Annotated in this window: 24 protein-coding genes; 11 read left to right on the top strand and 13 right to left on the bottom strand. The window is 63.4% G+C overall.

Annotation, left to right across the window (positions count from 1 at the left end; translation table 11 throughout):
• Positions 1–76: 76 nt before the first annotated feature.
• On the bottom strand, positions 77–634 hold the full coding sequence (locus tag JMJ54_RS02975; protein WP_203536448.1) for a hypothetical protein: 558 nt from the start codon (positions 632–634) through the stop codon (positions 77–79).
• 114 nt (positions 635–748) lie between these two features.
• Positions 749–1,045, bottom strand: a complete 297-nt coding sequence (locus JMJ54_RS02970; protein WP_203536447.1) for a DUF3303 domain-containing protein — start codon at positions 1,043–1,045, stop codon at positions 749–751.
• Positions 1,046–1,275: 230 nt separating this feature from the next.
• On the opposite strand from JMJ54_RS02970, the gene JMJ54_RS02965 reads away from it, so the two are divergent.
• Both JMJ54_RS02965 and JMJ54_RS02960 read left to right on the top strand, forming a co-directional pair.
• Positions 1,276–1,905 carry a LysE family translocator gene (locus JMJ54_RS02965; RefSeq protein WP_203536446.1) on the top strand — a complete coding sequence of 210 codons (630 nt, stop codon included), beginning with the start codon at positions 1,276–1,278 and terminating at the stop codon, positions 1,903–1,905.
• Complete coding sequence (locus JMJ54_RS02960) at positions 1,905–2,297, top strand: PaaI family thioesterase (protein WP_203536445.1); 393 nt, start codon at positions 1,905–1,907, stop codon at positions 2,295–2,297. Before JMJ54_RS02965 ends, JMJ54_RS02960 begins: the two co-directional genes overlap by 1 nt.
• A 1-nt stretch (position 2,298) precedes the next feature.
• On the opposite strand, the gene JMJ54_RS02955 is transcribed toward JMJ54_RS02960, so the two are convergent.
• The 4 genes from JMJ54_RS02955 to JMJ54_RS02940 all read right to left on the bottom strand — a co-directional run bounded on the left by JMJ54_RS02955 (position 2,299) and on the right by JMJ54_RS02940 (position 6,295).
• A complete protein-coding gene (locus tag JMJ54_RS02955) occupies positions 2,299–3,411 on the bottom strand; it encodes an FAD-dependent oxidoreductase (protein WP_203536444.1) in 1,113 nt (370 codons plus the stop codon).
• 59 nt (positions 3,412–3,470) lie between these two features.
• Positions 3,471–4,862: an anaerobic nitric oxide reductase flavorubredoxin gene (gene norV / locus JMJ54_RS02950; protein WP_203536443.1), complete on the bottom strand. Its 1,392-nt coding sequence runs from the start codon at positions 4,860–4,862 to the stop codon at positions 3,471–3,473.
• Positions 4,863–4,952: 90 nt separating this feature from the next.
• Positions 4,953–5,990 carry a DUF8744 domain-containing protein gene (locus JMJ54_RS02945; RefSeq protein ID WP_203536442.1) on the bottom strand — a complete coding sequence of 346 codons (1,038 nt, stop codon included), beginning with the start codon at positions 5,988–5,990 and terminating at the stop codon, positions 4,953–4,955.
• On the bottom strand, positions 5,987–6,295 hold the full coding sequence (locus JMJ54_RS02940) for a metal-sulfur cluster assembly factor (protein WP_203536441.1): 309 nt from the start codon (positions 6,293–6,295) through the stop codon (positions 5,987–5,989). Before JMJ54_RS02940 ends, JMJ54_RS02945 begins: the two co-directional genes overlap by 4 nt.
• Before the next feature lie 82 nt (positions 6,296–6,377).
• On the opposite strand from JMJ54_RS02940, the gene JMJ54_RS02935 reads away from it, so the two are divergent.
• On the top strand, positions 6,378–6,836 hold the full coding sequence (locus JMJ54_RS02935) for an RrF2 family transcriptional regulator (protein ID WP_189460372.1): 459 nt from the start codon (positions 6,378–6,380) through the stop codon (positions 6,834–6,836).
• Here the strand turns inward: JMJ54_RS02935 and JMJ54_RS02930 are convergent.
• Positions 6,833–7,567 (bottom strand): NAD-dependent protein deacylase, encoded by a 735-nt coding sequence (locus JMJ54_RS02930; protein ID WP_203536440.1) that lies wholly within the window; start codon positions 7,565–7,567, stop codon positions 6,833–6,835. The genes JMJ54_RS02935 and JMJ54_RS02930 overlap by 4 nt on opposite strands.
• A 178-nt stretch (positions 7,568–7,745) precedes the next feature.
• On the opposite strand from JMJ54_RS02930, the gene JMJ54_RS02925 reads away from it, so the two are divergent.
• The gene (locus JMJ54_RS02925; RefSeq protein ID WP_203536439.1) at positions 7,746–8,219 is read left to right on the top strand and encodes a hotdog fold domain-containing protein; all 474 of its coding nucleotides are present in this window, start codon (positions 7,746–7,748) and stop codon (positions 8,217–8,219) included.
• Here JMJ54_RS02925 and rarD read toward each other — a convergent pair.
• Complete coding sequence (gene rarD, locus JMJ54_RS02920) at positions 8,188–9,120, bottom strand: EamA family transporter RarD (RefSeq protein WP_203536438.1); 933 nt, start codon at positions 9,118–9,120, stop codon at positions 8,188–8,190. The genes JMJ54_RS02925 and rarD overlap by 32 nt on opposite strands.
• A gap of 160 nt (positions 9,121–9,280) precedes the next feature.
• On the opposite strand from rarD, the gene JMJ54_RS02915 reads away from it, so the two are divergent.
• Positions 9,281–9,616 (top strand): DUF2185 domain-containing protein, encoded by a 336-nt coding sequence (locus JMJ54_RS02915; RefSeq protein WP_203536437.1) that lies wholly within the window; start codon positions 9,281–9,283, stop codon positions 9,614–9,616.
• A 28-nt stretch (positions 9,617–9,644) separates the two neighbouring features.
• Positions 9,645–10,040, top strand: a complete 396-nt coding sequence (gene arfB / locus JMJ54_RS02910; RefSeq protein WP_203536436.1) for an alternative ribosome rescue aminoacyl-tRNA hydrolase ArfB — start codon at positions 9,645–9,647, stop codon at positions 10,038–10,040.
• A 30-nt stretch (positions 10,041–10,070) separates the two neighbouring features.
• On the opposite strand, the gene JMJ54_RS02905 is transcribed toward arfB, so the two are convergent.
• Positions 10,071–10,277: a dodecin gene (locus tag JMJ54_RS02905; protein ID WP_203536435.1), complete on the bottom strand. Its 207-nt coding sequence runs from the start codon at positions 10,275–10,277 to the stop codon at positions 10,071–10,073.
• A gap of 112 nt (positions 10,278–10,389) precedes the next feature.
• A complete protein-coding gene (locus JMJ54_RS02900; RefSeq protein ID WP_189460387.1) occupies positions 10,390–10,593 on the bottom strand; it encodes a cold-shock protein in 204 nt (67 codons plus the stop codon).
• A gap of 463 nt (positions 10,594–11,056) precedes the next feature.
• Between JMJ54_RS02900 and infA the strand changes: the two genes are divergently transcribed.
• From infA to ypfJ, 5 genes are all read left to right on the top strand, one after another.
• Complete coding sequence (gene infA, locus JMJ54_RS02895; protein ID WP_203536434.1) at positions 11,057–11,314, top strand: translation initiation factor IF-1; 258 nt, start codon at positions 11,057–11,059, stop codon at positions 11,312–11,314.
• 5 nt (positions 11,315–11,319) lie between these two features.
• Positions 11,320–11,727 carry an NUDIX hydrolase gene (locus JMJ54_RS02890; RefSeq protein WP_203536433.1) on the top strand — a complete coding sequence of 136 codons (408 nt, stop codon included), beginning with the start codon at positions 11,320–11,322 and terminating at the stop codon, positions 11,725–11,727.
• Positions 11,728–11,848: 121 nt separating this feature from the next.
• Entirely contained in the window at positions 11,849–12,262 is a 414-nt protein-coding gene (locus JMJ54_RS02885) for a hypothetical protein (RefSeq protein ID WP_203536432.1), read from the top strand.
• Between the two features lie 70 nt (positions 12,263–12,332).
• Positions 12,333–13,730, top strand: coding sequence for an MATE family efflux transporter (locus JMJ54_RS02880; RefSeq protein ID WP_203536431.1), 1,398 nt, complete (start codon positions 12,333–12,335; stop codon positions 13,728–13,730).
• Positions 13,731–13,733: 3 nt separating this feature from the next.
• Positions 13,734–14,591 (top strand): KPN_02809 family neutral zinc metallopeptidase, encoded by an 858-nt coding sequence (gene ypfJ / locus JMJ54_RS02875; RefSeq protein WP_203536430.1) that lies wholly within the window; start codon positions 13,734–13,736, stop codon positions 14,589–14,591.
• 45 nt (positions 14,592–14,636) lie between these two features.
• Here the strand turns inward: ypfJ and JMJ54_RS02870 are convergent, their stop codons facing one another.
• The 3 genes from JMJ54_RS02870 to JMJ54_RS02860 all read right to left on the bottom strand — a co-directional run bounded on the left by JMJ54_RS02870 (position 14,637) and on the right by JMJ54_RS02860 (position 15,750).
• A complete protein-coding gene (locus tag JMJ54_RS02870) occupies positions 14,637–14,867 on the bottom strand; it encodes a DUF2789 domain-containing protein (protein ID WP_203536429.1) in 231 nt (76 codons plus the stop codon).
• Between the two features lie 57 nt (positions 14,868–14,924).
• Complete coding sequence (locus tag JMJ54_RS02865) at positions 14,925–15,311, bottom strand: hypothetical protein (RefSeq protein WP_203536428.1); 387 nt, start codon at positions 15,309–15,311, stop codon at positions 14,925–14,927.
• A gap of 229 nt (positions 15,312–15,540) precedes the next feature.
• A complete protein-coding gene (locus tag JMJ54_RS02860; RefSeq protein WP_203536427.1) occupies positions 15,541–15,750 on the bottom strand; it encodes a DUF1059 domain-containing protein in 210 nt (69 codons plus the stop codon).
• Positions 15,751–15,791 lie beyond the last annotated feature (41 nt).

Here is a 15,791-nt window from a genome sequence, read left to right as displayed (position 1 = left end):
TGTTCAGTGTGCTCGGGTTTGCGGCGGGCTTTAACTGGCCCGTGCGGGAGCTTTGGCAGGGGCGCAGGCTGCTTGATCAAGCGCCGATATCGTCTGCCGGTTTCGGGATTCGGCCGGATTCAACGCCGAGCGATTGTTTCGTCTCGCGTTCGAGCAATCCGTACAGGCGGGATTCGATTTCCACCTGTTCTTTCTTTTGAACGACGCCGATCAGGGAGCCGACCGTTGCACCCATGATGTACTTGAACGATTCGCTCCAGACGGGATTGCCCGTGATCAGCGCGGCCAAGCCACAAAAACCGAGGATGAGGACAAGGAGGCTGAAGTACCAGGGAATGGACTGGACGAAGGCCAGCGTGGAAACGTAGGGAAGGCTGCGGGGGTTGTCGAGGGAAGCAGTCAGATACAAAAAGAGCGCGGAAATCCCTTTTGCGATCAACGACAGGAGGAATTTCGCAAACAGAAAAAGCAGTGACAGCATGATTACGAAAACGCAGGAGTAAACCAGAATGAGCGTGTATCGCAGCTCCGCCGAAAGTTCGGGGGTCTGGAGCAGCCGGTCGATCACCATCAGGTAAAGCTGGAACATTTGTGAAAGAAAACCGTATGTCTCGCCGGTGGTATTGCTCATCATGAATTGTCCTGGCGAGATTCAATGATCAATGCCCGGTTCGATCATTGCCCTCGGCATCTGCTGAATTGAAAGGGGTGTCCGGTGACATCGACACTGCATCGATGAACGACCCACCTAGATGGATTCCCGCCATTTGATATTGCTGAGACCGATTTGAACTGCCTTTTCGGTTTCAACAACGGGCACGACCTTGAACTCAAAAAATGGCGCCCAAGTGTTATGCACTTCCAGTGCGGCCATGGCAGAGTCCGTCTCGACCAACGCGAGGCCACCACTGCCATCGGCACAGGTGTAATGCGCTTTGAAGGCATAAGTCGCTGGTGGCTGCCAATTGGTAAAAAGAGTCAGCACACGTTTGTGGGTGTCTTCGGTGGTATTCGGACGAAACTGGTAGCTGACAGCGAATAGCATGATGCCTCCTGCGCGCGCATATCGGATCATCCGTCGGTACGCCCAATACCGGGGTTGGCTCGGGGCGGGGCAAATGAATACGTTGCTTTGTTTTACATCTTGGTTGGCGAATCTTGCCGGGCCGGCTTGAACAAGCCGATGCGGCGACGTACGGCGAGGCCTGCTTGCGGATGCGTATCCCCGGCAAGCGGCTTATCATCGCGGCATCAACGTATGGAACGGAGCTGCCCGTGCTGCTTTCTCCCGAACAGTTCTTCGGTTTTCTCGCTGCCGCGATGCTGATCACCGCGTCGCCGGGCCCGGACAACCTGATGGTGCTGGGTACCGGCATTTCGCGCGGGCGTCGCCAGGGCATGGTGTTCGGCCTCGGTTGCGCGCTGGGTTGCCTCAGCCACACCGTGCTGGCGGCAGTGGGCATCAGCGCGCTGATCGCGGCGTCGCCTCTGGCGTTCACTGCGCTGAAAATCTGCGGCGGGCTGTATCTGGTCTGGCTGGGGATTCAGGCCTTGCGCAGTAGCGGCAGGGTAACGGCTGATGGTGCACAAGCGTCGGCAGAGTCGTTGTGGCGGCTGTTCGGCAAGGGGCTGTTTGCCAATTCGATCAATCCGAAAGTGGTGCTGTTCTTTCTCGCCTTCCTGCCGCAGTTCGTCGTCACCGCACACGGCGGCGTTGGCTGGCAGACGGCGCAGCTCGGTCTGGTATTTACCGCGCAGGCGGCCTTGCTGTTTGGCCTGCTCGGCTACTTCTCCGGCGCAGTCGGCCAGTGGCTGAACCGCCGGCCGCGCGCTGGCCTGTGGCTGGACCGGATCGCCGGAACGATCTTCGTCGCGCTCGGGCTGCGGCTGATCGTGAGCCGCTGATGGAGGCGTACGACAACGTCGACAACCCGTTCATCACGCTGCTCGGTATCGAGCTGATTGAATGGTCGGCGGATTTCGCCGAGTTCGCCATGACGGTGCGGCCGGATCATCTGAGCCGGCAGGCGATGGTGCACGGCGGTGTGCTGGCGACCCTGCTCGACGTCGCTTCGGGCTATGCCGGACTGCATGTGCCACCCGACACGCCACCCCGCCATGCGGTGACACTGTCGCTGGCGATCAACTACGTCGCTGCAGCCCGCCAAGGGCGTCTGACCGTCAAGGCCAGGCGCACCGGCGGCGGCCGGACGATCTACTACACGCAGGCCGAAGTGCTCGATGAGGCCGGTACGCTGATCGCCACGGCACAGGGCGCGTTCAAGTACCGGGCCTGATTCAGCGCGCCAGTTGCGGCAACAGCCGGAAGCCGTTGTGGCCGCCGCCAGTGGCGTAGCCGACCAGCCGGCCGTCGCGCATCGCCCTCGCCGTCAGACCGTTGTCGTCCTCGTCGACCTGCCAGTCGATGTCACCACCGGTGATGCCGCCGAGCTGCACCGGATAGCGCGGTGTCTTGACTGCGACCGGCATTGGCCCGAAAGCGACCGCGGTCGGCGTGCCGGCCAGCGTCTGCGCCAGCGCATTGGCAGATAGCGTGATCGGCTGCAGATAGGGCAGGACGCGGCCTTCGATTTCGGCGCAATCGCCGAGCGCATACACGTGCTCGCGCGAGGTGCGCAGCTCGGCGTCGACGACGATGCCGGTGGCCGTATCCAGCCCCTGCGCCAGATCGAGCCGCGGTTTCAGCCCCGCAGCGCAGACGACAGCGTCAATCACCAGCGTGTCGCCGTCGGCCAGTGTTGCCCGCAGGCGGTCACCGTCGTGATCGATTGCCGTCACCCGGTTGCCGAAGCGGAAATCGACATCACCGAGCGCTGCCTGCAGCCGGGCGCTGATGACAGCCGGCGCCTGTTTCGACAGTACCCGGGCGTTGACGTCGACCAGTGTCACCCGTTTGTGGCGGGCGATGTCGTGGGCGATTTCGGTGCCGATCAGCCCGCCGCCGATCACCAGCACATCGTTGGCATTGGCCAGTCTTGTCTGGAACTGCCGGTAATCGTCGAGACTGTTCAGCGTCAGCACTGCCTCCGCGGCGTCTCCGGTCATCGGTGGCACGAAGGGCCGGGCGCCGACGGCCAGCACCAGCTCGCCATAGGGCAGGGTCCGGTTGCCCAGTTCGACCACTTGCTTGTCGAAGTCGATGCGCTGCACCTTGGTGTTCGGCAGCACCATGATGCTGGTCTCTGCAGCGACCTCGCTGGCGGTCTGGCGGATCAGCCGCTCGGCGCTGGCGCCGTTGCCGAAGGCGTGGCTCAGCTGCGGTTTCGGGTAGTCGGCGCCGTCGTCGGCGGTGACGACGACGACCGGGCGGGTCCGGTTAAGCTTGCGGTAGGCGCGTGCCAGCGTGTAACCGCCATGGCCGCTGCCGATGATGACGATGGGTCGGTTCATCGTGTTTCCTCTGTTCTGTGGTCGGGCCGGCGTGCCGGCCCCTGGTGTCAGGCAGACGCTCAGGCGGGAACGAAGTCGCTCTTGCCCATGAAGCAGGTCGGGCACAGGAAAGAGTCCGGTACGTCGGCCCAAGCGGTACCGGTGGCGACACCCTGGTTGGCGTCACCGATGGCCGGGTCGTAGACCCACGAGCAGGTCTTGCAGCGCATTTTTCCGTTTTGTGCGCAGCTGCAGCCGCCGGCGGTTTCGGCCTCGGGCGCTGCGAGCGTGGCGGCAAAGCGCTTGCCGAACTCGGTGGCGTTGGCCAGTGCGTCATCGGTCGGGCGCCATTCGGCGGTGATGCCTTCGTTGATCACCTTGAAGCCCGCTTCGCCGAGGCGCTTGGCGATCCGCGCTACCGCGCCGCCGCTCCAGCCGTGGGTGCCGAACGCCGCTGCAGTCTTGTTTCTGAAGCGCAGGCCTTCCATGTCTTCGAGCAGGGCGGCGACGTGCGGCAGCATCACGTTGTTGATCGTCGGGCTGCCGACGAGGATGGCCTTGGACTTGAACACGTGGGTGAGCACGTCATTCTTGTCGGTGTTCGACAGGTTGAAGAGCTTGATCACCACGTCGGGGTCGACAGCGCGGATGCCGGCGGCGATGGCGTCGGCCATCATCCGCGTGCCGTTCCACATCGTGTCGTAGATCAGCGTGATCTGGTTTTCCTGATAGTTGTCGGCCCACTTCAAGTACTGCTCGACGATCTGCGTCGGATTGTCGCGCCAGATGATGCCGTGGCTGGTGGCGATCATGTCGATCGGCAGCTTGAGCGACAGCACTTCCTCGATCTTGCGCGTCACCAACGGGCTGAACGGCGTGAGGATGTTGGCGTAGTACTTGATGCATTCCTCGTACAGCTCGTTCTGGTCGCACTGATCGTTGAACATCTGCGCGCTGGCATAGTGCTGGCCGAAGGCGTCGTTGCTGAACAGCACCGCGTCGCCGGTCATGTAGGTGGCCATGCTGTCGGGCCAGTGCAGCATCGGCATCTCGACGAACACCAACTGCTTGCCGTTGCCCAGATCGAGCGAATCGCCGGTCTTCACCACCTTGAAGTTCCAGTCCTGGTGGTAGTGGCCCTTGAGCGACTTGACGCCGTTCTCGGTGCAGTAGATCGGGGTATTCGGGATGCGCGCCATCAGCGCCGGCAGCGCGCCGCTGTGGTCGATCTCGCCGTGGTTGGCGATGATGTAGTCGATCTTGTCGAGGTCGATTTCCTTGGCGAGGTTGGCGACGAACTCCTCGGCATACGGTGCCCAGACGGTGTCGATCAGCGCGACCTTTTCCTCGCGGATCAGGTAGCTGTTGTAGCTCGAACCGCGATGCGTGCTGTATTCGCTGCCGTGGAATTCGCGCAGTTCCCAGTCCTGCTTGCCGACCCAGTGGATGTTGTTCTTGACCTGGAATGCCATGGTGTAGACCTCGTTATTAAGATTCAAAATAAATACATCTTTAAGGGCAAAAAAAGCGCGTGATCGTTGCCCGGTCGCGATCACGCGAGTTTACGGATTCGGTTTGCGCGGGCCGCGTTGCACCCGCAGTACGGCGGTGACGACGAATACCAGCAGGGCGATGCCGTTGAGGCTGGCGCCAAGTTGCAGTGGTAAGGCAGCCTGCATCAGCGTGCCGGCCAGTCGGCACAGCAGGCCGAGCTGCAGCAAAGCCAGCGGCAGATAGAACACGGCGTGGTAGCGCAAGCGCCATCCGGTGACCGCCGGCAGGATGATCGGCGCGTGGCCGAACACCATCGCCATCACGAAGCCGACCAGCACCGCGTGCAGCGCGATGTCGTCGAACCGGCCGCCAAGGTGGCTGCCGTTGGCCCACAGCGCGATCGCACCGATGACCAGCCAGCCGTAGCCCGAGAGCAGGCAGACCGCGATGTAGCGCGGCAGGCTGCGTGCCTTGATCGTGTGGCGGGCAACGTCGAAGCGCAGCAGCCACGCGGCCAGCAGCAGTTGCGACGCGGCAATCAGCCATGCCTGCACTGAAAGCAGCCCGGCGAGCATCAGCGCGACGATGGCGATGAAAGCCGCTTCGGCCCGGCGCGGCTTCGGTGTCAGGCGCGACAGTTCCAGCCGCTCGGCCGCAATCGTCAGCACAAGAAAGGCAATCCACCAGCCGAGTACGGCGTTGATGTCGAATCCGGCCAGCATCAGCACGTTGCCGACCAGCCAGCACGCAGCGGCTACCGCGAGCAGCAGCGTGAACGGCTGCGGCTGCTTGCGCCACAACATCAGCGTCACCGCCGTCAGCAGCGCGCTCGCCATTGTGATTGCCTCTATGCCTTCGATCCGGCCGGCCAGCAGCAGGATGGCGCCGGCGAACGCAGCCACCGGCGCGATCCATGCCCATGCTGCTTTTGCAGCGACAGCCCGCTCGACCGCGATCAGCCCGCCGAACACGCCACCGATCATCACCGCGCCGTGCCAGGCCATCGCACCGAGCGTGGTCGGCAGCGCCAGCCCCAGTCGGGCCAGACCGCCACCAATGGCGAGGTAGAGCAGCACCGGCAGCAGCAGGAAGGGCAGGCGTCTCATTCCGACCAGCCGAAGTGTTGTCGCAGCGCCGGCGTCATCCGTCCCGGCGTCCAAGCGGGTTCCCATACCAGTTTGACGTCGATGGCGGTGCCGTCCGGCGCGATTTCGGCCAGTGCATAGCGGACTTCTTCGAGGATCAGGTCGCCCATCGGGCAGGCGGCCGAGGTCATCGTCATCGTGACGGTGATCGCGGCGGTATCGATGGCGACGTCGTAGATCAGCCCGATCGCGACGATGTCTTCGCCGACCTCGGGATCGATGACACCGGCGAGGGCATCCATGACCTGTTCATGCGTGATCGCCATCGCTGTGCCTCATAAGGTGTATTTTTGATGCATCAAAATTATCACGAAGCAAAACGCAAAATCAATATGTAAAATACACCTTATGAGACTGACACGATTTTCCGATTACAGCCTGCGCGTGCTGATGTATGCCGGGCTGGCCAGCGAGCGGCTGGTGACGATTGCCGAGCTGGCCGACGCCTACGCGATTTCATCGAACCATCTGATGAAGGTCGTGCACTTCCTCAGCCAGCACGGCTATCTGGCAACGCAACGCGGCAAGGGCGGCGGGCTGCGGCTCGGTCGCGATCCGGCTGCGGTGAATCTGGGCGAGCTGGTGCGGCTGACCGAGACCGAGGATGTACTGGTCGAGTGCTTCGACCGCGAGCATTCGCAATGCCGGATCGGCGGCGTCTGCAGGCTGACCGGGCTGCTGCGTGATGCGCAGGAGGCGTTCTACGCCGAGCTGGGGCGCCATACACTGGCGGACCTGCTGCAACAGCCGGCGCCGCTGGCGCGGGTGTTCGGTATCGACCCTGCCAGCATCACCCGCCGGGTTTAGGCGAGCAGATCGCCAAGCCGGCGGCAGGTGTCGCCGATGCCGGCTTCGATCCGCACGTCGAACGCATGATCGAGTCGGGTTTCGGACAGGTTGATCAGCGCGGTCTGCACGCCGGCACGGCGGGCTTCCAGCGGGATCATGTTCACCGGGCCGACTTCGAGCGACGAACCCATCACGATCAGCAGATCGGCCTGCGTCGCCAGCTCGAACGCCGGTTCGATCAGCGGCACCGCTTCGCCGTACAGCACGACATCGGGTTTGATCACCATGCCGCAGCTGCGGCAGCGCGGCACGTCGTGCTGCTGTACCCAGGCGAGATCGTGCGGAGTGTGGCAGAACAAACAGGTTGCACCCATCAGCGAGCCGTGCATTTCCAGCACTTCGTCGCTGCCGGCCTTGTGGTGCAGGCCGTCGATGTTCTGCGTCAGCACCGACACGCGCTTGCCGTGATTTTTCTCCAGATCGGCCAGAAAGGCATGGCCGGCGTTGGGCTGATAGCCGCCGGCCAGCTTGATCTTGAAAATCTCGCGGAAGGCGGCCCAGAAGCCGGCAGCGTCGTCCATGAAGTAGTCGATCGACACCACGTCGGCAAAGCTGCGGTTGCCGGTGAACAGGCCGTTCGCCGAGCGGAAGTCCGGAATGCCCGATTCGGTGCTCATTCCGGCGCCGGAGAGTACGGCGATGTGGTGGGCGTTGCGGATGTCGTCGGCGAGCTGGTCGAGGGCGGTCATGGTGTCGGACACATTGGAGGCGAGCGCGAAGTGTGCGCTGCCTTGGCCGTGACGGCAACGCCGATGCGGCAGGGCAGGTTTCGTTTGAAACGGTCGTATCATCGCGTGCCCGCATCGGCGCCTTGATCTCGCTGTGCAATGCTGGCGGGACAATTCCAACAAGGAAAGAGGACGAGACATGGCCCGCAGCAACGCGATCCTGAGCCTGTGGCAGCGCTGTTCCCGGTTGCCCGCCGGGCGCTGGCTGTTTTCCAGGCTGGTGTGTTTCAAGGCGCCGTACTTCGGTTCGATCTCGCCGCGTTTCGAGCGGCTCGAGGCTGGTCGCTGCGAGTTGCGCATCGCCAAACGCCGCAAGGTGCTCAACCACATCGGCACCGTGCATGCGATCGCGATGTGCAATATGGCCGAGCTGGCGGCCGGGACGATGACCGATGTCACGATCCCGGCCACGCACCGCTGGATTCCGAAAGGCATGCAGGTCGATTACCTGAAAAAGGCGGAAACCGGGCTGCGTGCGATCGCGACGGTGACGCAGCCGCCAGTGTGGGGCGACGGGCAGGATCTGCCGGTCAACGTCGACGTGATCGATGCGGCCGGTCAGGTTGTCGTGCGCGCGACGATCACGATGTGGGTGTCGGCGAAGAAGCGCTGACCCCGCTGCGGCGCTGGCGGGCCAGCGTCATTGCGCTGTGGCTGCAGGTGAGTGTCACGGCGATCCAGATCGGCACATAGGTGCCGAGTCCGTCCGCGCTGAACGGTTCGGCGAGGAACAGCAGCGAAATGACGAACAGCAGCACCGGTTCGACGTAGCCGAGGATGCCCAGCAGGCTGATCGGCAGCAGCTTGCTGGCGCCGAGGTAGCAGGCGAATGCGATCGCGGTCATGGCACCGAGGCAGGGCAGCAGCAGCCACAGCCGTGGCGTGGTGTGCAGAGCATCGGTGGCCGGCGGGTGCGTGACGATCAGCCATGCGGCAAATGGCAGGATCACCAGCGTTTCGAGCAGGAAGCCGCTGACCGGGTCGAGCCGGACTGCACGGCGCAGCATCAGGTAGGGCGGGTAGCCGAGCGCGGTGACCAGCGTGACCCACGAAAACGCCCGCGTCAGCCACAGCTCGTGCAGCACGCCTGCACAGGCAAAGGCGACGGCCAGCCACTGCAGCCGGCTGGGGCGCTCTCCGTAGAAGATGAACCCGGCCAGCACCATCACCAGCGGCAGCAGGAAGTAACCGAGCGTGACTTCGAGCAGCCGGCCTTCGAGCGGCGCCCACATGAACAGCCATTGCTGTACGCCGAGCAGAAAGCCGCCCAGCGGCAGCGCCAGCCAAAGCACCGGCTCGCGGCACAGGCGGGCTGCGGTGGCGGCAAACTTGGGCCAGTGACGCAGCAGCGACACGACGACGATCATGCCCGGCACCGTCCACACGATCCGCCAGGCAAAGATTTCCAGCCCGGTCAGCGGCAGCAGCTGGGTGGTAAACCAGCCGAGGACGGCGAACACGACTGATGCGACGACCGACAGCAGTACGCCCTGGCCGGACAGCGGATGACTCATGGTTGATTCATATCTTTATCATTGTCGTGTCGATCTTAGCATCGCGGCGAATCACGGCTGTTGCGGCTTTCCTCTATGCCGGCGTGTTGCAGGGCGGGGTGCCCATGACGGCCCGGATGGCAACGCGTATCCTTGCCGGACACGCCATTGAGGAAGCCCCATGCAAAAGCAATTCAAACTCGACAAGACCCAGCTCCGCGAACTCGCCACCGGGCATGGCCTGTGTGTCGTCAGCGACATGATCACCGTCGACGGCCATGGCGTCGGTTTCATGTACCGCGAGGAGCCCGAAGATGCCGACGACAGCGGCTGGCGCTTCCTTTCCGGGCTGGAAACCGACAGCTACATCGACAACAGCAAGAACTTCGCCGTCGTCGACGTCAACATCGTCGCCAATTACGACGAGGCGATCATTCCGCTGCTCGATTCGCCGGTCGGCGCCGAGTTCGACAAGGCCGAGGACGGCGAAACCTTCCTCGACGCCAACGCCCCTTGAACTGCGGGGCCGAACCGGGCGCGCTCCGGTGATTGCCGTTCGCGAGGACGAAGTCGAGTTCAGTGCCATCCGTGCCCAGGGTGCGGGTGGCCAGAACGTCAACAAGGTGTCGAGCGCGGTGCACCTGCGCTTCGACATCAGGGCGTCGTCACTGCCCGATTTCATCAAGGAGCGCCTGCTGGCGCTGAACGACAACCGGATCAGCAAGGACGGCGTGGTCGTGATCAAGGCACAGCAGTCGCGCAGCCAGGAGCAGAACCGGCTGGATGCGCTGGTGCGGCTGCAGGCGCTGGTCGACAGCGTTGCGCACGTCGCCAGAACGCGGCGGGCGACCAAGCCGACCTACGGTTCGCAGAAGCGCCGGCTGGAAAAGAAAACCCAGCGCGGTTCGATCAAGGCGCTGCGCGGCAAGGTCGTCGACTAGCGCGCTGCTCGTGTCGCCGATGGATGGTGTTCAGTCGACACGGAAACCGACTTTCAGCGTGACCTGCCAGTGGCCGACCTTGCCGTCGACGATGTGGCCCCGCGTTTCGGTGACCTCGAACCAGTCCATGTGCTTGATGGTTTGTGCCGCCTTGGCGATGGCATTGCGGATTGCGTCGTCGCTGCCCTGGGTGGACGAGCCGACCAGCTCGACCAGCTTGTAGACGTGTTCGCTCATGCTGATTCTCCCTTGAAGTAGATTCAGCATAGTCTTGCCGCAGCGCCTGAACGCAAAAAAGCCCGGCTGTGCCGGGCTTTTCCTGAATCGATGCGGCTCAGGCCGCGATCAATTAAGCAGCCTTGATGTTCGAGGCTTGCTTGCCCTTCGGGCCGGTGGTGACATCGAAGGTCACGCGCTGGCCTTCGGCCAGGGTCTTGAAACCGTTCGATTGAATTTGCGAGAAGTGCGCGAACAGGTCGTCGCCGCCTTCGTCCGGAGTGATGAAGCCGAAGCCCTTGGAGTCATTGAACCACTTAACGGTACCGGTAGCCATGAGAATATCCCTTGCTTGAAACAGGTGTTGAATGAAAACGGGCGAGGCCCGGGGTGCACGGAAATCAAGGGATGTGGGGGGATACGAGGTACTGCCAGAGGCACTACAGATACCGACAACTCACTGCTTGAAAATCCTGCGATTGCCTTTTTACCCCCGTTTGAGGAGGGCTGCAAGTGGAATTTGTTCGTTCATTTGCATAAATGACAAATGGCTATTCCGGGTGTTGCGCTGCGGCCGCATGGTCATATTCCCCGGGCAAGTACACCGACATCGGCTCCGCCAAACAGGAGACTAAGCGTACAATCAGTGTTTACCTCCCATCGGACCGACCCATGCATTGGGTTTGAGCTGGTCCGCCTTTCCCCCTTGCCGTTACCTACGCTTTTCCGGCGCACGAGCGTCCGGGCTGCGCATTGCCGTTGCCGGCACGGGGCTTACCCCCGTACTCAAAGGAACCTACATGGCCAAGGAAGATTCGATCGAATTCGAAGGTGTCGTACTCGAAGTACTCCCGGACACGCGTTTTCGCGTGGAGCTCAGCAACGGGGTCCAGATCTCGGCCTATGCATCGGGCAAGATGCGCAAGCACCACATCCGCATCCTCGCAGGTGACCGTGTCACCGTGGAAATGTCGCCCTATGACCTGACCAAGGGGCGGGTCAGCTTCCGTCACAAGGACGCCAACGCACCGGCTCCCGGGTCGTTCCGCCGGCGCTGAGATCGATGAGCGCCGAGCCGATTCGGGTGGTGACGCTGGCTGTTGTTCGCGACGGCCGGCTGTTGACGGTCCGCAAGCGCGGTACCGAACGATTCATGCTGCCGGGCGGCAAGCCCGATACCGGCGAAGCCGACGTGGCGACACTGGCGCGCGAAGTGGCCGAGGAACTTCGGTGCGCCGTGGCTACCAGCACGCTGCTTGGCGAATTTTCCGCTATGGCGGCAAACGAGCCCGGGCGGCGGGTGCTCGCGCGGGTTTATCGCGGCGAGCTTGACGGTGAAATTGAACTGGCGGCCGAAATCGAGGCCTTGCACTGGCTGGTGCTCGGTGCGCCTTCGCCGGTGCCGCTGGCGCCCTTGCTGGCCGAGCATGTCCTGCCGGTGCTGACGGATGATGACTTGCGGGGTGTCTGAAGGTTCAGCCTTCGGTCCGTGTACATTTTAAATGTGCGCGCAGGCGGAACCCGTGTGCCGCTATGGTGGACACATCCTGAACGGGCCTTCATCCCCGAAGGCCGACTACGGAGGACCGCCCATGAAGCGCATGCCACGCCAGTTGATCCAGACTGCCCTCGTCGTTTCGCTTGCCACGCCGGTGGCCGCCCTTGCAGAGCCGTTGCCCGATGTGCAGCATTCGGCGCAAGGGGTGGCCTATCTGAGTGGCGGTGTTGGGGACGAAGAAGCCAGTGCCATTCGTGCCGCAGCGGGCGACTACAACGTCCGGCTGTTGCTCACCGGCAAGCAGGGGCAGTATCTGGCCAATGCGGCGGTGCAGGTGCTCGACGCCAAGGGCAAGCCGGTCCTTGATGCGGTGGCGGACGGTCCCTACTTCTACATGAAACTCAAGCCGGGGCGTTATCAGCTGGTCGTGACGCTCGACGAGCGTCCGCAGCAGCGGATGCTGCAAGTCAGCAAGCAGGGCAGTCGCAACCTTCATCTGACCTGGTAGTCCTGCGGGCTGGCTTGCCGCAGGCCGACGGGGCGCCGACAATTCGGCATTGCCCGCTGTCGTTGCCCTCATGCCTGCGTTCCTGCCTGCCGTCTCCGATTCCGCCGCCTGGCATCGCCGCGTCCTGTACCTGGCGGTGCCCGTGGTGCTCGCCAATCTGACCCAGCCCTTGCTGTCCGCCGTGGATACCTCCGTCGCCGGGCATCTGCCCGATCCGGCCTATCTTGGCGGCGTTGCGCTCGGCGGCCTGCTGCTCAATTTCGTTTTCTGGGGTTTCGGCTTCCTGCGCATGGGCACCACCGGGCTGGTGGCGCAGGCACATGGCGCGGGCGACGGTGATGTACTTCGGGCGACGCTGGTGCGTGCCCTGTTGCTGGCGTTCGGTCTTGGGGGCTGCCTGCTGTTGCTCAAGCCGCTGTTGCTGGGCCTGGGGTTGGCGGCGCTCGGCGGTAGCGCCGAGGTGCAGGCACATGCTGCAGCGTATGCCGGCGCGCGCATCTGGGCTGCGCCGTTCGCGCTTGGCAATTACGTCGTACTGGGCTTTCTGCTGGGTATTCAGCGCGTACGTTTGGCGCTGGCGCTGCAAATCTGGATCAACCTCGTCAACGCGCTGGCAGTGTGGGCCTACGTCTATGGCCTGAATGCCGGTGTCGCCGGCATTGGTGCCGCGACGGCTACGGCGGATGTGCTGGGGTTTGTGGTCGCAGTGCCCTTGCTGTACCGCAGCGTGCGGGGTGCATGGCCATCCTGGCGCATCGTCACCGAGCGTGCCGCGCTGTGGCGTCTGGTTGCGATCAACCGCGATCTTTTCATCCGCACCATCTGCCTGTTGCTGGGGTTTGCCTGGTTTGCCCGTGCCGGTGCCAGCCAGGGGGATGCGATCCTGGCTGCCAATGCGCTTCTGCTCAATTTCCAGACCTTCATGGCCTACGGACTCGACGGTTTCGCCCATGCCGCCGAGGCGCTGGCCGGTACGGCCGTCGGTGCACGCCGGCGCGATGCGCTGTGGCAAACGGTCAAGGTGACGCTGTGCTGGTCGCTGGGTGTCGCCGTGCTCTTTTCGCTGGCCTATCTGCAGTTCGGCCCGGCGATCGTCAGTCTGCTGACCGATCAGCCGTCGGTGCGCGAAGCCGCGTTGCGCTATCTGCCGTGGGTGGTGCTGGCACCGCTGCTGTCGGTCTGGGGTTTTCTGTTTGACGGCATTTTCATCGGCGCAACCCGGACCGGTGCGCTGATGCGCGGCATGCTGTTGTCGCTGGCCGGTTTTGCGCTGGCGATCCAGGTGCTGCCGCCGATGCTCGGCAATGACGGCCTGTGGCTGGCCTTCATGATCCTGATGATGCTGCGCGGCATTACGCTGGCGCTGGCATTGCCGGCGCTGTTGCGTGCAACCGAAGCAGCCGGGTCGGCGCGCCAGGACGATCGGCGCTATTTTAATGGCAGGGCGCGAAACGCCGGTCGGGAGTGAATGATGCGTTGGAAGGATATGCGCGAGAGCGCAAACGTCGAGGATCGGCGTGGGCAGGGCGGTGGTGGCCGCGGCGGTTTTCGGCTCGGAATTGGCGGGATCATCGCCGTTGTCGTGATCAGCTTGCTGCTCGGCAAAAATCCGCTCGAGATGCTGGGCCTCGTTTCGCAATTCACCGGTGGCGGTCAGGTCACGCAGCAGCAGACTGCGCAACCGGCCGGCGATGACGCAGGCAAGCAGTTTGCGTCACGGGTGCTCGGCGATACCGAGGACACCTGGGGCAAGCTGTTTGCCGACAATGGCATGGCCTACAAAGCGCCACAGCTGGTGCTGTTCAACAATCCGACGCATTCGGGCTGCGGTCAGGCGGTATCTGCGATCGGTCCCTTCTATTGTCCGGCGGATAGCACCGTGTACCTCGACCTCGGTTTCTTCCGCGAGCTGAGCCAGCGGTTTGGTGCCAAAGGCGAGTTCGCGCAGGCCTACGTGATTGCCCACGAGGTCGGGCATCACGTGCAGAACCTGATGGGCATTTCGGACAAGGTTCATCGCCTGCAGCAAGGCAAGAACGAGGCCGCCGCGAATGCGCTGTCGGTGAAGCTCGAGCTGCAGGCCGATTGTCTGGCTGGTGTCTGGGGGCATTACGCGCAGTCGCGTGGCCTGCTGGAGGCCGGCGATCTGCAGGATGCGCTGACCGCGGCCCAGGCGATCGGTGACGATACTTTGCAGCGGAATGCCGGGCGCAACGTGGCGCCGGATTCCTTTACGCACGGTTCGGCTGCCGAGCGCATGCAGTGGCTGCAGCGCGGCTTTGATTCGGGGCGGATGCAGGACTGCAATACGTTTGGCAACAAGGGCTGAGCCGAATCGGGCGCATCCCCGCCTGCTGTGCGGCGGGATGAAAGCTCAGTCGCTCAGGGCGGCGGCGAGTTCGTCGACCAGTTCGGCCCAGTCCGAATCGTCGTCGAGTGCTTCGGCGAGAAATTCGGACTGCGCTTCAGTCCAGAAGGGGGCCGCAGGCAGTTCGGTGTCTGCAGCCAGACGGTGGCTGGCTATGAACTGCCTGATGCTGTGGGCATCGTCGGGCAGGCCCAGCTGTTTGAACAGTGCGGCAAGGGTGTGGTGACTGGTATCCATCGGGGCGCTCCGGTTGAAACATGTTCCAGTCTAGCGCCCCAAGCGTGCGACGGTGGTTCAGTCGTCCCAGTCGCGTCCGTGACGGTGGCGGCGATCATCGTCGTCGTCGCGGCGACCGTGACGATAGCCGTCGCGATAACCGTCGTAGTAGCGGTGGCGATCGTAGCCCCACGGCGGGCGGGCCGGACGATACTCGGCGCGGCGCCAGTAGCCTTCGCGCCAGTAAGGGCGGGGCGCCTGAATCCATCCGCCTTCAACCCAGACGTAACCCGGTCGCGGAGCCGGGGCGATGACGACCGGCGCGGGCTGAACGACCACGGCGCCGGGAACGCCGATGCCGATACCGATATCGATGTTGGTTCGCGCTTGTGCTGGCGCGGCCAGTAGCGCGCCGGCGGCCGCCAGGGCCGCAGCGGCACGGATCAGAATGTGGCGATGTTTCATGTGGTTCTCCTTTCTTGCTTCCGTCCGGGCGTGGTGGTCCGGCTTGCATGGCGGCAGCTGCTTGCGGGCATGGCTGCTTGGCCTGTTGTGGTATCGCTGCTTCCAGCATACCCACGGCGCACGGAAAGGCTTGTGAGCAAGCTCACAAGGACGGTAACTGATTGTTTGGCATGGGTTTTGTCGGGAAGAGACGATCGATGCCCGATCGCCTCCCGCTGGTGCCGGCGCCTCAGGCTGCAAGGCGCGGTTCGATGCTTCCTGGCTCATCCTTGAACATGGCGGCCAGTTGCGAGCGCAGTTCAGGGGAGTCCTGATGGCCGTGCGCCTTTACAGCGTGCTCGATCGTGGCTTCAAGCAGCTCCGTGTCGGTGTCGGCGGAGATCTTCACCGAACAGGTGCTGCCCGGGTAGTCACGGCAATCGATGTATTTCCTGCTCATGGTTCGGCTCCTGGTTGCAGGCAACGGTGCCCTCCCGCGCG

This window comes from Jeongeupia naejangsanensis (assembly GCF_016865585.1).
GTDB classification, from domain to species: domain Bacteria; phylum Pseudomonadota; class Gammaproteobacteria; order Burkholderiales; family Chitinibacteraceae; genus Jeongeupia; species Jeongeupia naejangsanensis.
The sequence above is the reverse complement of the archived record's forward strand: the minus strand, read 5'-3'. Positions and strand labels throughout refer to the sequence as shown.